A 16,314-nucleotide genomic window follows, 5' to 3' on the forward strand; every position below is an offset into this window, starting at 1 on the left:
CGGCCCCCTTCGTCGTGCTCCGGATGTCGCGCCCGTCCCCGACAGCCGTCCTGCATCGTAATGAAGGTCGAATATCTCACATATCAGTCGACCAATTTGTGTATTGTGTGACGGCCCCCTCTCCTCCAGAAGGTCGGACCCACGTGAACACCATCCTCTTCCGCAGGGCGCTCGGCGCCCTGTCCATCGTCGCCGTCGCCGGCGGCGCCATGTTGCCGGTCACGGCACCGGACACCACCTCGACTCCCGCTGCCGCCGCGACCCAGGCGCTCGGGCTCAACACCTCGCTGCAGCGGACCGCCACCGGGAGCGTTCCCTTCGATCCGGCGCCCGGTCCGGGGCTCGACCTCTCACCCGACGACGCGGTGCTGCGGTCCCACGACGCCGTGACATACACGATCGAGGCGCAGCTGCGCGGGGCCGCCCGCGACAACCGGGTGGTCGTCCGACAGCAGCTGCCCGAAGGGTTGCAGTGGCCCACCGTCGATCAGTTGCCGGGGTACTGCGTCGCCGGATCGACGGTCAGTCCCGACCGCGCCGTCCTCGACTGCGTCCGCTCCGACGTCCTCCCGAACTCCGTGAGCGCCATCGAGCTCACCGCGATGCTCACCACCGCGCCGGCGAACGGCACCGTCATCAGCGCGCCGCAGGACGGTATCGAGATCATCGCCGCCGACGCCGCCGACGGGTCCGAGATCCGGGCCAGCACGACCGCACCGGATCTGGTGGTGAGCAGCGGCCCGCGCGTCAACGTCGGCGTCCGACGGGGCCCGGTCGTCGACGGCGTGCAGGAGCAGGACGGCACGGTGGGTTGGTACATCGCACACGACACCTACCTCTCGATCACCGATTTCGGCACCGATGAGGGACGTGGCGCCCGCGGATCCGGGAACGTCGTGGGCGACGTCACCTTCGTCATCGATCTCAACGGGTATCCAGCCGGCACGCGGCTCGCGACCGTGAACCCTGAGGGGAGGCCAGTGCCGCAGAGCTGTCTCACCGGGGCCTTCGACTCCGCGGTCTTCCCGAAGGCGGCGGGCGGAGGCGACGACGCGGTCTCGGATTCCGGGACCTGGACCTGCGAACCGGCAGCCGACGGCCGTTCCGTCCTCGTCACGGTCAGTGGGGCCGACCTGAGCGGCGACCACATCCCCTCGCGGTCCGCTTCCGGCTCCGCGATCACGGCGCAGGGCTACCTCGCCATTGGACGATTCGGCGTGTTCGTGCCCGAGGACGACGTCCCGGCGAACGGCGCCCTGCCCGTGCGGCTGGACCTCGCCGATCTCCGCGTGACCGGTGTCGCCGCCGACGGGACGCCCCTGCCGAACGCTCCGGAGCCGCTGGCGGACAACGTCGCCACCGCGACGATCGCCCAGCGCACCGGCGGCGGAGACCACGCGAGCCGGTACTCGGACCGCCGGACCGACAACCGCATGGTGCCCGGACAGAGCACGGCCGGCTCCGGCGACGGGCCTGTCGCCGGCGGCCAGCGGTTCGAGCAGACCGTCGCCTGGAACAACACCACGACGAGTGCCCTGACCGGCGCCGTGCTCTGCGCGGTGTTCGACCCGGCCACCCAGCAGGTCGGTGAGCGTCCCGGCGGAGGAGACCCTGCAGAGTTCCGCTCAACCGCCGGGGCTGTGATCGTCGAGTACGGGACGACGCCCAGCGTCGACGCCGCGGCCGACGCCGAGACCCGGCAGGCGCAGATGGATGCGACCACCTGCGACGACGCCGACGACACCTGGATCGCCGACCCGTCACTCGTCGACACCGACGACATCACGAAGGTCCGTCTTCGTCCCGTCGACGGCGAGCTCCCTCCTCGCACGAGCGTGACCCTGTGGGTGCAACTGCAGGCCGAACAGGGCCTCGACGTGGGCACCATGATCACCGAGACCTACAGCATCAAGTCCTCCGGCAACGGTCCGGACCGGGAGTCGGCGACCGCCTGGGTGGAGGACGGATGGTGGCACGGCCGGTACCGCGCGTCCGAGGGCAACGCACAGTACCCCCGTGGCGATCAACTGGTCGCCGCGAACGCGGCGGTCACGCTCAACAAGCGGGCCACCTCACCGGAGGTCGCGCCTGGCGCTCCGGCACCGATCGCGGCTGGCTCACCCATCACCTTCGAGGTGCGTCCGCAGATCATCACCCCCGACGGGGTGGCCGATCGAGCCGACGCCGTGACGGTCACGGACTCCCTGCCGGCCGGATTCCTCTTCGACGAGGGTTCGGCGACCCCGGCGGCCACGACCGTGGTCCCGCAGGCGGACGGCAGCACGCTCCTCACCTGGGACCTCGGGCGGATCCGACAGGGAGCCGAGCCGGTGATCGCCTACACCGCGGTCTCGGACCGCTTCTCCGTCGGACAGTTCCTCAATCGTGCGATCGTCGCGAGTCCGGACGACCCGGGGTCCCTGACGGACTTCCCCGCGGAGCCAGGACGACTCGACTCCCACTACTCCTGGCAGTCGATGGTGGTCACCACCCCATCCGGACTGCAGATCGACAAGCACGTGGCCCGGTCCGTCGTCGAGTTCGGCGACGCGGTCGAGGTCGACGTCGTCTTCGGGAACATGAGCGCCGGGGCCGTGCAGCGCGAGGTGCGGATGATCGACGTCCTCCCGTACCCGGGCGACGAACGTGGCTCGACCGGGCAGGGCGTCCTGGCGGGTCCGGCCTCGTCGGACGGAGCGGACCTCCGCTACACGGCGGCCCCCGGTGATGCGGTCGCGAGCAACGTCGACCCCGTCGTCGACGACGGCTTCGGCACCCTGCCGGACGGAGCGCGGTGGTGCGCGGCGGACGAGTTCGGCATGACCGGGTGCCCGGCGTCCATCGCAGAGGCGACCGCGATCGAGGCCACCGTCGCCGAGCTCGCGCCGTTCGCGCCGGTGGTCGTCGACTACGAGCTGACGACCTCCGGTGCCGCGGTCGACGCCCGGTTCGTGAACGACGCCGTCGTGCACTCCGCGACGCAATCGCTCGGCGCACAATCGCCCCAGGTCGCGGCGCAGCTGGTGAGCTCGGCGCTCGGCGAACGCATCTGGTGGGATCTCGACGCGAACGGGCTCGACGACGACGGGCTCGACGGGACGCCCGGGCCCGGTGTCGCAGACGTCGAGCTCGAACTGACCGGCACCGACAAACGCGGGGAGCCGGTCACCCGGACCGCCACGACCGACGTCGACGGCCGATACCGGTTCGATGCGCTCCGCTCCGGTGCCTACCGGATCGACGTGCGACTCCCGGACGACCTGATGGCCGACGCCACGTCGCCTCGGGTCGGCGACGACGATCTCCGGAACTCCGCGATCAACCCGGCGGAGTGGGTCATGCCGGACATCGTGATCGCGGACCCGTCGCCGAACGGAACCGACGGCGAGGACCTCCGTTGGAACGGCGGTCTCATCGCGACCGAGCCCGGGACCGGCCCGGCTCCGGAGGGACCGGGAGCGACGCCGGGTGCGCCGGAGGCCACGACCGGCCGGGACACCGCGAGTCCGCTCGCCGTCACCGGCGCCGGGCTCACGACCGGCGCGCTCCTCGCGGCCGGCCTGCTCGTCGTCGCCGGTCTGCTCGTCCTCGCGCTGCGGCGGACGCGACGCCTCGTCGCATCGGAGCAGCCGACGGACAGCTCGGTCACGACCGAGTGACGAGGCCGTGAGTCGGGCCGCGGGATCGAGGTCCCGCGGCCCGACCCGGCTCCGAATGTCCGCAGAATCGACCCCGGATCGAGGGGTTGGCGCTCCCTATACTGGGGTCAAGTCAGGCCCACGACGGCGTCGCCTGCTCCCGGTCGACCCTTCGCCTGACGCGATCGAAGGAGGCATCAGTGCACCACACCGATATTCCGACCCGCTCCGACATCGTCGAGCTCGCGACCGCCCGAGAAGCGTCGAGCGTGTCGATCTACCTCGAGACGAGCACCAACCCCGCGGACACGAGCCACATCCGGCTCGACCTGAAGAACCAGGTCAAACAGGCCGTCGAACAGTTGGCGTCGGCCGGGGCGGACCGCACCGACGTCAGCCGGTTCACCGACGAGATCGATCGGCTCCTCGAAGACCCCGACTTCCTGCGGTACCTGTCGTCGAGCCTCGCGATCTTCGTGAGCCCGTCGACGACCAGGTACTTCCGAGTGCCCAACGTCCTGCGCTCGTGCAACGAGGTCTCCGACCGCTTCTACATCAAGCCGCTCATGCGCGCCCTCACGTTCCCGCAATCCGCCTACGTGCTCGCCCTGGCGCAGAGCGGCGTGCGGCTCGTCGCCGTGGCACGGGACCTCCCGGCGACGAGCATCGAACTGGACATCCCCGACGACGTCGCGGCGGCCGCCCCCGTGGACTCCATCCGTGGGCGTGGATCGAACGGTCGGGAGCAGCTCGGACGCATCCAGGGGTCGGAGGGCCAGAAGATCCGGATGCAGGAGTATGCACAGGTGATCGACAAGGCGCTCGCCCCTATCCTCGCGAATTCGAAGGAGCCGTTGATCCTCGCCGGAGCCGAGCCGATGACCGGAATCTTCCGATCGGTGTGCACCTCGAAGCAGTTGGTGAAGCCCGAGATCGAGGGCAATCAGCAGGAGCGCTCGGACGAGCAGCTCGCCGCGGCGGCCCGCCCGATCCTCGACGAGCTGTACGCCGCCGAACTGCACGCACTGTGCGAGGAGTTCGGCACCCGCGCGTCGAACGGCCGTGCCGTGACCGACCTCGGCGACGTGGCACGCGCCGCGACGGCGAACGCGGTCGACACCCTGTTCGTCGACATCGACAGCAACCTGCCGGGCACGGTCGACGAGACCACCGGTGTCGTCACCCTCGCCGACGACGCCGACGCGACGAACTACGGCGTGATCGACGAGATCCTCCGCCGGGCGCTGCTCTCCGACGCCCGGATTCTCGCCGTCCGCGCCGACGACGTCCCCGGTGGGGGCGCCCTCGCGGCGACCGTCCGGTTCCCGGTCTGACCGAGCCGCGATCCTCCGACACCCGCAGCGCACGTGCCCGGTGCACGTGCGCTGCGGCGTTCCCGGTGGCCGCGCATCACGCCCACGGCGAACAGGGGCGAAGAGAGCTGCGGCGGTCGTTACGCTCCTACTAACGGCATCACCACCCTGCCCGGTGCCGGAGGAGAGTGATCATGTTCGAGAGATTCACCGACCGTGCGCGTCGTGTCGTCGTCCTGGCCCAGGAAGAGGCCAAGATGCTCAACCACAACTACATCGGGACCGAGCACATCCTGCTCGGCCTCATCCACGAGGGAGAAGGAGTCGCCGCCAAGGCGCTCGAGTCCCTCGGGATCTCCCTCGATGCCGTGCGCGAGCAGGTCACCGACATCATCGGCACCGGCCAGCAGCAGCCGACGGGACACATCCCGTTCACGCCGCGCGCCAAGAAGGTGCTGGAGCTGAGCCTGCGCGAAGCGCTGCAGCTCGGCCACAACTACATCGGCACGGAGCACATCCTGCTCGGCCTCATCCGCGAGGGCGAGGGCGTCGCAGCCCAGGTCCTCGTGAAGCTGGGTGCCGACCTCAACCGCGTGCGCCAGCAGGTCATCCAGCTGCTGTCCGGCTACCAGGGCAAGGAAGCAGCCCCGGTCGGCGGCAACCAGAGTGAGCAGCAGGCACAGGGCGGGTCGCAGATCCTCGACCAGTTCGGCCGTAACCTCACGCAGGCCGCGCGCGACAACAAGCTCGACCCGGTCATCGGTCGTGACAAGGAGATGGAGCGGGTCATGCAGATCCTCTCCCGTCGCTCGAAGAACAACCCGGTCCTCATCGGTGAGCCCGGCGTCGGCAAGACCGCCGTCGTCGAGGGTCTCGCCCAGGCGATCGTCAAGGGCGATGTCCCGGAGACGCTGAAGGACAAGCAGCTGTACTCGCTCGACCTCGGCTCGCTCATCGCCGGCAGCCGCTACCGCGGTGACTTCGAGGAGCGCCTGAAGAAGGTCACCAAGGAGATCCGCACCCGCGGCGACATCATCGTCTTCATCGACGAGATCCACACCCTCGTGGGTGCCGGTGCCGCCGAGGGCGCGATCGACGCGGCCTCCATCCTCAAGCCGCTGCTCGCTCGCGGTGAGCTCCAGACCATCGGTGCCACCACGCTCGACGAGTACCGCAAGCACTTCGAGAAGGACGCCGCACTCGAGCGTCGCTTCCAGCCGATCCAGGTCATGGAGCCGTCGCTGCCCCACACGATCAACATCCTCAAGGGGCTGCGCGATCGGTACGAGGCACACCACAAGGTGTCCATCACCGACGGCGCGCTCGTCTCGGCGGCGAACCTCGCCGACCGGTACATCTCCGACCGCTTCCTGCCCGACAAGGCCATCGACCTGATCGACGAGGCCGGTGCACGCCTGCGTCTGTCGATCCTCTCGAGCCCCCCGGAGCTGCGCGAGTTCGACGACAAGATCGCCGGCGTCCGCGAGGCCAAGGAGACGGCCATCGAGGAGCAGGACTTCGAGAAGGCGGCGTCGCTCCGCGACGAGGAGAAGAACCTCCTCGGCGAGCGTCTTCGCCTCGAGAAGCAGTGGCGCTCGGGCGACGTCAAGACGACCGCCGAGGTCGACGAGGGTCTGATCGCCGAGGTCCTCGCCCAGGCGACCGGCATCCCCGTCTTCAAGCTCACGGAAGAGGAGTCCTCGCGACTCGTCTTCATGGAGAAGGCGCTGCACCAGCGGGTCATCGGTCAGGAGGAGGCCATCTCGGCGCTCTCCAAGACCATCCGCCGCACGCGTGCCGGCCTCAAGGACCCGAAGCGTCCCTCGGGCTCGTTCATCTTCGCCGGCCCCACGGGCGTCGGTAAGACCGAGCTCGCGAAGGCGCTCGCCGAGTTCCTGTTCGACGACGAAGGCGCGCTGATCTCCCTCGACATGTCGGAGTACGGCGAGAAGCACACGGTCTCGCGGCTGTTCGGTGCTCCTCCCGGGTTCGTCGGCTTCGAAGAGGGCGGCCAGCTCACCGAGAAGGTGCGTCGCAAGCCGTTCAGCGTCGTGCTCTTCGACGAGATCGAGAAGGCCCACCCCGACATCTTCAACTCGCTCCTCCAGATCCTGGAAGAGGGCCGGTTGACGGATGGTCAGGGTCGCGTCGTCGACTTCAAGAACACCGTCATCATCATGACCACCAACCTCGGTGCTCGCGACATCGCCGGTGGTCCCGTCGGCTTCCAGATCGAGGGCAACGCCTCGACCGGGTACGACATCATGCGCGGCAAGGTGAACGAGGAGCTGAAGAAGCACTTCAAGCCCGAGTTCCTGAACCGTGTCGACGACATCATCGTGTTCCCGCAGTTGTCGAAGCCGGAGCTCCTGCAGATCGTGGACCTGTTCACGAAGCGTCTCTCGGAGCGTCTGCTCGACCGCGACATGACGATCGAGCTCACGCTGCCGGCGAAGGAGCGCCTCATCGAGGTCGGCTTCGACCCGACCCTCGGTGCTCGTCCGCTGCGTCGTGCGATGCAGCGCGAGGTCGAGGACCAGCTCAGCGAGCAGATCCTCCACGGCGAGCTCAACGCCGGCGACCACGTGCACGTCGACTTCGTGAACGGCGCGTTCGCCTTCACGACCTCGGCTCGTGGTGAGTCGGTCGGTGCCGGCGTCAACGCGCAGGCGTCGCTCGGTACGGGTTCGGCCACGCCGGACCTCGCCATCACGGGCGAGTAGTCCCGAGTCACCGAAGGCCCCCACTCCGCGGAGTGGGGGCCTTCGTCGTGTCTGGTCGTGTTCGTTCGCCCATCTTCGGGCGCGCGAGCACTGGAGCGCCCGAACCTGGGCGAGCGAACGGCGGCGGTCAGCCGAGGCGGTCGAGGTAGCGGAGGATGATGCCCTCGCGGAGCGCCCACGGGGAGACGTCGAGCTCGCGGACGCGGAAGGCGGCCATCGCCTCGGACAGGACGATGCCGCCGGCGACGATCTGGAAGGTTCGGTCGGCAGTGATCCCGGGGAGCGCGGGGCGGGCCTCAGCCGGAATGCGGGCGAGCCGGGGGATCCAGTCGTCGAGCTGGCTGCGCCGGAGCAGCGACCGTTCGGTGCCACCGATGCCGTCGGCCACCGATCCAGCGAGGCGTGCGAGGGAGCGGATGGTCTTGGACGACCCGACGACGTGATGGGCGTCGGGCTCTTCGGCGAACGCGGGGAGTGCTGCGGTGAGCACCTCGCGGGCGTGTAGGCGGAGTGCCTCCTGCTGTGCGGCGGTCGGTGGGTCGTCGTGGAGGAAGCCGACGGTGGAGCGTCCGGCGCCGAGCGGGAGGGAGATCGCGACATCAGGGTACTCGTCGCCGCCGGCCGCGATCTCGAGTGAGCCGCCGCCGATGTCGAGGAGGAGCATCTCGCCGGCCGACCAGCCGTACCAGCGGCGGACGGCGAGGAAGGTGAGCTTCGCCTCGTCGTCACCGGAGAGGACCTGCAGGGCGATGCCGGTCCGTTCCTCGACGAGGGCGAGGACCTCCGGCCCGTTCGTCGCCTCACGGATGGCCGAGGTCGCCATCGAGAGGAGCTCGTCGAGGCCGCTCTCGCGGGCGATCGCTGCGGCTGCACCGATCGACTCGAGGATGACCGCGACGCCCTCATCGCTGATCGATCCATCCGGCGTGAGGTATCGCATGAGTCGCAGCACCGACTTGTGCGACGACTGGGGGATCGGCCGTGCTCCCGGGTGGGCGTCGACGATGAGCAGGTGGACGGTGTTCGATCCCACGTCGAGGACTCCGAGTCGCATGCGCTCACAGTACTGCCTGCCCGCCCGGGTCTGCTGTGGTCGGTCGCCAGCGCGGTGCGCTGACGTGAGCGCGGGTCCAGCGCGTGAGCGCGGGTCTCCGGAGGGGCGCGCCCACGTCCCTGACCCGCGGCGAGGCCCATACCGCGCCACTCGCGTCAGCGCACCGCGCTGACGCCCACACCCTCGCGCTCGCGTCAGCGCACCGCACTGGGCCGGGGTGGGGCGGACCTCGGGAGGGCGCAAGGCCGCGCGACGTCGTCGGCCCACCGCGTAGGATCGCCGCATGACCGCCGCCACCTCGGAATCCTCCGCCCCTCGAACCCTCGTGATCCTCGGTGCCGGGGGCGATCTCACGGCCCGACTCCTGTTGCCGGGACTCGCGTCGCTCCTCGCCTCCCCGCGTGGCGAGGCGGTGCGCCTCATCGGGGTCGACCGCTCCGAGTCGAGCGACGAGGCCTGGCGGAAGCGTGTCGAGACCGCATTCGCCGACGCCCCGTCGAAGCTCGCCGAGACGATCGTCGCCGAGACCACCTACGTGCAGGCCGATGTCTCCGACCCGGCGTCGCTCGAACGGGTCCTCGCGGCCGCGGGAGCGAACGTTGCCCTCTACTTCGCTCTGCCGCCCGCCATCACCCTGCTCGCCTGTAAGGCGCTCCGGAAGCTGGAGCTCCCCAAGGGCATCATGCTCGCCCTCGAGAAGCCGTTCGGCACCGACTACGCCTCCGCCCGCTCGCTCAACCGCCTGCTCCAGCACCTGGTGCCGGAGGAGCAGGTGTTCCGCGTCGACCACTTCCTCGGCAAGTCGACGGTCCTCAACCTGCTGGGCCTCCGCTTCGCGAACCGCATCTTCGAACCGCTCCTCTCCGCCGACAACGTCGAACGCGTCGACATCGTCTTCGACGAGCAGCTGGCCCTCGAGGGCCGCGCCGGGTACTACGACCGTGCGGGCGCCCTGATCGACATGATCCAGAGTCACCTGCTCCTCGTCCTCGCGTTCGCGGCCATGGAGCCACCGGCGAGCGTCGACGCCGAGGATCTGCGCGGCGGCATGGCCCAGGTGCTGCGGGCGACCCGTCCGTGGAAGGCGAACGGCACGGAGAGTCGTCGTGCACGCTACGGCGCCGGGACGATCGGCGACCGCAAGCTGCCCGCCTACATCGACGAGCAGGGCGTGGACCCGTCGCACCACACGGAGACGCTCGCCGAGATGACCCTCGCGATCGACAACTGGCGTTGGGCCGGTGTCCCGTTCGTGCTGCGGTCCGGGAAGGCGTTGGCGGACACCCGTCAGGAGATCGTCTTCACCTTCAAGCCGGTGCCGCACCTCCCGTCCGGCCTGCACGGCATGAAGACCCCGGCGCGGCTCCGTATCGGCCTGAAGCCGGCGTCGCTCGACCTCGACCTGATGATCAACGGCGAGGACGACCCCTTCGAACTGGACCCGGTCGCCCTCCACGCAGAACTCCAGGCGGGGCAGCTCAGCGCCTACGGCGAGGTCCTGTCGAGCATCCTCGAGGGAGACCCGACCCTGTCGGTGCGCGGTGACGTGGCCGAGCAATGCTGGCGGATCGTCGCGCCCGTCCTCAAGGCGTGGCGCAAGGACGAGGTGTCGATCGACACCTACCCGGCCGGCACCGCGGGCCCGAGGTCCTGGCATTGATCGTACTTCCTGCGTTGGCGCCAGCGCGGTGCGCTGACGTGAGCGCGCCCCACCGGACCGAGCGCGCCCCTCTGGAGGCTCGCGCTCGCGCGGCTGGGTAGCGCTCATGCCGCTTCGGCAGCGCTCGCTCGAGCGCACCGCGCTGGCGCCCACCAACCCGCGCTCGGTCGGGCGCACCGCGCTGGCGTCAGTAGACTTCTCGGAGGTTCTGACAGGAGGAGGCGGGATGGTCGAGCAGGCTCAGCAGGGGTATGTGGTCCGTCGCGCCCGCACGAGCGACGTCCGCCGCATCCAGGCGCTCGTCGAACCACTCGTGCAGCAGCGCATCCTCCTCGGCAAGGACGACGTCGTCTTCTACGAAGCGGTCCAGGAGTTCCGCGTCGCCGAGACACCCGACGGCGAACTCATCGGCTGCGGCGCGCTGCACGTCATCTGGGAGGACCTCGGTGAGGTCCGCACGCTCGCCGTCTCCGCAGACCACCTCGGCACCGGGGTCGGCCACGCGCTCGTCGAGCGCCTCGAGCACGACGCGGTCGAGCTCGGTCTGCGTCGCCTGTTCTGCCTGACCTTCGAAACCGGCTTCTTCACGAGGCACGGCTATCAGGAGATCGGCGAGGAGATCGTCCCACCCGAGGTCTACGCACAGCTCGTGCGCTCGTCGGACGAAGGTGTCGCGGAGTTCCTCGACCTCGCGCGGGTCAAGCCGAATACGCTCGGTAACACGCGGATGCTCAAGCTGCTCTGAACCACAGCTTGAAGGTTGGTGCTCGTCGGAGTGACCGATGAGACCGTTCACAATGCCGCGCTGATCAGCGCTTTCCTTCGTTTCCAGCGCGAAGCCCGTGCTCAGATGAGCAGGCCCGGATTTACGTGCCGTTCACATTCGCGGTGGTCTTCCGTCACGCATGTCGGTTAGCTTGTGAGGCACTACCCATCGTCTGTGCCTCGAATGGGGGGTGCGTTGTCGCGCGCTCCGAACGAGGACGGCCCTCGATTCGGAGCCACATGTCGTTCAAACACCCGTGGAGGCTGTCCGCCTTCGCCGCCCTTGCCGGGCTCGTCGCCGCGCCCCTCGTGGCGACACCAGCCGTCGCCTCGACCGACGGCCTCGGTGTCGTCATCAACGAGGCCTACCTCTCGGGCGGGAGCGCGAACGCGCCCTACCTGAACAAGTTCGTCGAGCTCTACAACCCGAGCGACGCGGTGGTCGACGTCAGCGGCTGGTCGATCCAGTACCGCAAGCTCGACGGCGTCGGCGCCTCGTCCACCGTCGTGCCACTCACCGGCTCCATCGCGGCCGGCGGCTACTACCTCGTCTCCGGCTCCTCGAACGGCGCCAACGGCGTCGCCCTGCCGACCCCCGACGTCACGAGCACCCTCAGCCCCCAGGGCCAGAACGGCACGCTCGCGCTCGTCGCCTCGACCACTGCGGTCACGCTCACGCCCGGCTCCGTCGTCGGCGACCCGGCTGTCGTCGACCTCCTCGGCTACGGCACGTCGAACACCTTCGAGACGGCCGCGTCGCCGTCCCCGTCGGGCAACACCGTTCCGCAGTCGATCGTGCGCACCACCTTCGCCGACACCGACAGCAACGCCGCCGACTTCACGCTCAGCGACACGGTCACGCCGCAGAACAGCGCCGGCGACACCCCGGTCGACCCCGAGCCCACGCCGGAGCCGACCCCCGAGCCCACCGACCCGACCACCCCGGTCGAGCCCGGTACGGCGACGATCGCGGAAATCCAGGGCACCGGTGCCGCGAGCACGATGGTCGGCCAGACGGTCACCACCACGGGCTTCGTCACCGCGAGCTTCCCGACCGGCGGCTTCAACGGCTACTACCTGCAGACCGCGGGCACCGGTGGAGCGATCGACCCCGCGACGCACCTCGCGTCCGACGGCGTCTTCGTCTACTCGCCGGCCACCGTCGGCTCCGTCGCCGTCGGCCAGTACCTGCAGGTCACCGGCGTCGTGGACGAGTACTACGGCCTCACGCAGCTGAAGGTCACCGACCCGGCCGCCGTCTCCGTGCTCGACGCCACCGGTGTCAGCGCTCCGACCGCCGCCAGTGTCGCCTTCCCGGCCACCGATGAAGAACGCGAGCGTCTCGAGGGCATGCTGCTCGACCCGGCCGGCGACTACTCGGTCACCGACACCTACAGCACGAACCGCTACGGCGAGGTCGCGCTCGCGGCATCGACGACGCCGTTCGTCACGCCGACGGTCCTCGGCAAGCCCGGTTCCGCTGAGGCGCTCGCGGCCGCGGCCCGTGTGCCGGCGGAGAAGGTCGTCCTCGACGACGGCTCTACCGTGGACTTCTCGAAGGCTGAGAACACGGGCATCCCGCTCCCGTACGTCTCGACCACCGCGCCCGTCCGGGTCGGTGCCGCCGTCGACTTCACCGCACCGGTCGTCTTCGACTTCCGCAACAGCAACTGGAAGTTCCAGCCCACGCAGCACCTCACCGGCGCCAACGCCGCGGATGTGCAGCCGGCGTCCTTCGAGAACACCCGCTCCACCTCGCCTCGCGGGGTCGGCGGCGACGTGTCCCTCGCGACCTTCAACGTGCTCAACTACTTCGCCACCACCGGCGACTCGCGCACCGGCTGCACCTTCTTCACCGACCGCGAGGGCGGCAAGACGACCGTCGACGACTCCGATGCCGCCGGTTGCGGCGTCCGAGGAGCGGCGACGGCCGAGAGCCTGGCGCGTCAGCAGGCGAAGATCGTCTCGGCGATCAACGCCCTCGACGCCGACGTCGTCTCGCTCGAGGAGATCCAGAACTCCGCCTCGATCGGCCTCGACCGCGACGACGCGCTGAAGACCCTGACCGCGGCGCTCAACGCCGATGCCGGTGCGGGCACCTGGACGTTCGTCCCGTCGCCCGCGAAGGTCCCCGCGGACGAGGACGTCATCCGGACGGCGTTCATCTACAAGTCGGCCGCCGTCGAGACCGTCGGCGAGTCGCGCATCCTGCTCGACGAGCCGGCCTTCGACAACGCCCGTGAGCCAGACGCGCAGGCGTTCAAGCCCAAGGGTGCGGACGACGCGGCGACGTTCCTCGTCATCGCGAACCACTTCAAGTCGAAGAGCACCTCGAAGGCCGCGACGGGCGACAACGCCAACACCGGCCAGGGCGCCTTCACCGGCGACCGCACGCGTCAGGCCAAGGCCCTCGTGACCTTCGCCGACACGGTCTCGAAGGATATCGGCACGAAGAAGGTCTTCCTCGTCGGCGACTTCAACTCCTACGACGCCGAGGACCCGCTGGACGTGCTCCGCGACGCCGGCTACATCAGCCAGGAGGCCAAGACCGGCGAGTACACCTACGCGTTCGACGGTGCGGTCGGGTCCCTCGACCACATCTTCGCGTCGCCGGAAGCAGACCAGAGCGTCACCGGTGCCGACGTGTGGAACATCAACTCCGTCGAGTCGATCGCCCTCGAGTACTCCCGCTACAACGCGAACGTGACCGACTTCAACGTGCCGGACATGTTCCGTTCGAGCGACCACGACCCCGTGATCGTCGGCATCAGCGCCGACGCGAGCGAGACCGCGACCGTCAACCTGCTCAACATCAACGACTTCCACGGTCGGATCGACGCCAACACGACGAAGTTCGCGGGCACGATCGAGCAGCTCAAGGCGATGTTCGCACCCGACCAGACGGCGTTCATCTCCGCTGGTGACAACATCGGTGCCTCGCTCTTCGCTTCGTCGTCGCAGCAGGACCAGCCGACGATCGACGTGCTCAACGCACTCGGCCTGAAGGCCTCCGCGGTGGGCAACCACGAGTTCGACCAGGGCTACGGCGACCTCGTCGACCGCGTCATGGCCGACGGGAAGAACGCGGCCTGGCCGTACCTCGGGGCCAACGTGTACGAGAAGGGCACGAAGAAGCCCGCGCTCGAGGAGTACACGATCCTCGACATCGACGGAGTGAAGGTCGCCGTCGTCGGTGCCATCACCCAGGAGACGCCGACGCTCGTGTCGCCTGCAGGCATCGCCGACCTCGACTTCGGGGACCCGGTCGAGGCCGTGAACCGCGTCGCGGCGCAGCTCACCGACGGCGACGAGTCCAACGGTGAGGCGGACGTCATCGTCGCCGAGTACCACGAGGGTGCTGGAGCAGGCACGCCGGACGGCGCGACCCTCGAGCAGGAGCTCGCCGAACAGAGCGCCTTCACCGAGATCGTCACCACGACGAGCGCGGACGTCGACGCCATCTTCACCGGCCACACGCACAAGCAGTACGCGTGGGACGCTCCGATCCCCGGCGTGACCGGCAAGACCCGTCCGGTGCTCCAGACCGGCAGCTACGGCGAGTTCATCGGTCAGATCACGCTGACCGTCGACCGCGCGTCGGGTGACGTCACCGCCTACACGGCGAAAAACGTCGCACGCACCACCGTTGCCGAGGCCGACCTGGTCAAGCAGTTCCCCGCGGTCGCGACGGTCAAGACGATCACCGACAAGGCCCTCGCGGTCGCGGCGGAGATCGGCAACCAGAAGATCGGTGAGGCGAAGGCCGACATCACCCGCGCGTTCAACAACGGGGTGAAGGACGACCGCGGCGCCGAGTCGACGCTCGGTGCGCTCGTCGCCGACTCGCTCCGCGCCTCGCTCTCGAGTGCCGACCGGGGCGGAGCCGACATCGGCATCGTCAACCCGGGTGGCATGCGTGAGGAGATCCTCGCGGGCGACATCACGTACGCCGAGGCGAACGCGGTGCTGCCGTTCCTCAACAACCTATGGACGACCTCGCTCACGGGTGCACAGTTCAAGACCGTGCTCGAGCAGCAGTGGCAGCTCGACGCGGCCGGGAACGTGCCGTCCCGTCCGTACCTGCAGCTCGGACTGTCGTCGAACGTGCAGTACACGTTTGACCCCACGAAGGCCCAGGGGCAGCGGATCACGAGCATCACGGTGAACGGTGCGCCGATCGACCCGAGCAAGAGCTACCGGATCGGCTCCTTCAGCTTCCTGCTGCAGGGTGGCGACAACTTCCGTGAGTTCGCGAACGGCACGGACACGCGCGACTCCGGTCTCGTCGACCGCGACGCGTGGATCGCCTACCTGACGGCGAACAGCCCGGTGTCCCCGGACTTCGCCCGCCAGAGCGTGCAGGTCACGAACGCGCCGACCGCAGCGGTCGCCGCTGGGAAGACGGTCTCGTTCGACGTCGCGAAGCTCGACCTCACCTCGACCGGCAGCCCGGTGAACACCTCGCTGGCGATCGAACTCAACGGCTCGCCGATCGGGACGGTCCCGGTGACCGCGGGGGCCGCGACGGTGTCCTTCACCGTCCCGGCGGGTACCGCCGACGGCGCGGCGACGGTGCGCCTCACGGCACTCGAGTCGGGGACGACGCTGACGGTGCCGCTCACGGTCGCGACGCCGCCGGTGGTCACGCCGCCGACGCCCGCACCAGAGTCCGCGCTCATCCAGGCGCTCAAGGACCTGATCAAGGCGATCACCGACTTCATCATCGGCAAGCTCGCCACGATCCACGTCGGCAAGGAGTACGCCGGCACCTGGGTCAGCGTCTGGCTGCACTCCGACCCGATCCTCGTCAGCGACGGCCTCGTGCAGGTCGACGCGGACGGCAACGTGCAGGTCACGGTTCCTGAGGACGCCCCGGTCGGTGCTCACCGCCTCGTCGTCCAGGACGCCGACGGCAACGTCATCGGCTGGCAGGACATCGTCGTGCAGGCTGCGGCGGTCGACCCCGGCACCGACCCGGGCACCCAGCCCGGCGCGGGCGGCGGGACCGGTTCGGGAACGGCCGGCGGCAGCCAGGACGGCAGCCTGAGCAAGACCGGTGCCGAGCCGTGGGGGAACGCGGCGCTCGCCGCACTGCTCCTCGTCGGCGGCCTCGCGCTCGTGATCGCCCGTCGTCGCTCGGCGCAGCAGCTCTAGGCGCTCG

Annotated in this window: 7 protein-coding genes; 6 read left to right on the forward strand and 1 reads right to left on the reverse strand. The window is 69.4% G+C overall.

The annotated features are described in order from the left end of the window. Positions 1-143: 143 nt before the first annotated feature. The 3 genes from EAO79_RS08760 to EAO79_RS08770 all read left to right on the forward strand — a co-directional run bounded on the left by EAO79_RS08760 (position 144) and on the right by EAO79_RS08770 (position 7,674). Entirely contained in the window at positions 144-3,659 is a 3,516-nt protein-coding gene (locus EAO79_RS08760) for an SdrD B-like domain-containing protein (protein ID WP_124768746.1), read from the forward strand. A 179-nt stretch (positions 3,660-3,838) separates the two neighbouring features. Continuing rightward, complete coding sequence (locus EAO79_RS08765; protein WP_124768747.1) at positions 3,839-4,972, forward strand: hypothetical protein; 1,134 nt, start codon at positions 3,839-3,841, stop codon at positions 4,970-4,972. Between the two features lie 173 nt (positions 4,973-5,145). Further along, positions 5,146-7,674 (forward strand): ATP-dependent Clp protease ATP-binding subunit, encoded by a 2,529-nt coding sequence (locus EAO79_RS08770; protein ID WP_064294324.1) that lies wholly within the window; start codon positions 5,146-5,148, stop codon positions 7,672-7,674. 127 nt (positions 7,675-7,801) lie between these two features. Here EAO79_RS08770 and EAO79_RS08775 read toward each other — a convergent pair whose 3' ends face one another. Then, positions 7,802-8,728 (reverse strand): Ppx/GppA phosphatase family protein, encoded by a 927-nt coding sequence (locus EAO79_RS08775; RefSeq protein ID WP_064294323.1) that lies wholly within the window; start codon positions 8,726-8,728, stop codon positions 7,802-7,804. A gap of 283 nt (positions 8,729-9,011) precedes the next feature. Between EAO79_RS08775 and EAO79_RS08780 the strand changes: the two genes are divergently transcribed. The 3 genes from EAO79_RS08780 (at position 9,012) to EAO79_RS08790 (ending at position 16,307) form a co-directional block, all read left to right on the forward strand. Further along, positions 9,012-10,388 carry a glucose-6-phosphate dehydrogenase gene (locus EAO79_RS08780; protein WP_124768748.1) on the forward strand — a complete coding sequence of 459 codons (1,377 nt, stop codon included), beginning with the start codon at positions 9,012-9,014 and terminating at the stop codon, positions 10,386-10,388. 226 nt (positions 10,389-10,614) lie between these two features. Further along, positions 10,615-11,133, forward strand: coding sequence for an amino-acid N-acetyltransferase (locus EAO79_RS08785; protein WP_124768749.1), 519 nt, complete (start codon positions 10,615-10,617; stop codon positions 11,131-11,133). Between the two features lie 260 nt (positions 11,134-11,393). Then, positions 11,394-16,307 carry an ExeM/NucH family extracellular endonuclease gene (locus tag EAO79_RS08790; RefSeq protein WP_124768750.1) on the forward strand — a complete coding sequence of 1,638 codons (4,914 nt, stop codon included), beginning with the start codon at positions 11,394-11,396 and terminating at the stop codon, positions 16,305-16,307. Positions 16,308-16,314 lie beyond the last annotated feature (7 nt).

Source organism: Plantibacter sp. PA-3-X8, from assembly GCF_003856975.1.
Lineage (GTDB): Bacteria > Actinomycetota > Actinomycetes > Actinomycetales > Microbacteriaceae > Plantibacter > Plantibacter auratus.

What these genes read in the sequence shown, in the direction of transcription:
- EAO79_RS08770 (WP_064294324.1), top strand. Translation starts at nt 5,146, where the DNA reads ATGTTCGAGAGATTCACCGACCGTGCGCGTCGTGTCGTCGTCCTGGCC.
- EAO79_RS08790 (WP_124768750.1), top strand. Translation starts at nt 11,394, where the DNA reads ATGTCGTTCAAACACCCGTGGAGGCTGTCCGCCTTCGCCGCCCTTGCC.
- EAO79_RS08775 (WP_064294323.1), bottom strand. Translation starts at nt 8,728, where the DNA reads ATGCGACTCGGAGTCCTCGACGTGGGATCGAACACCGTCCACCTGCTC.
- EAO79_RS08780 (WP_124768748.1), top strand. Translation starts at nt 9,012, where the DNA reads ATGACCGCCGCCACCTCGGAATCCTCCGCCCCTCGAACCCTCGTGATC.
- EAO79_RS08785 (WP_124768749.1), top strand. Translation starts at nt 10,615, where the DNA reads ATGGTCGAGCAGGCTCAGCAGGGGTATGTGGTCCGTCGCGCCCGCACG.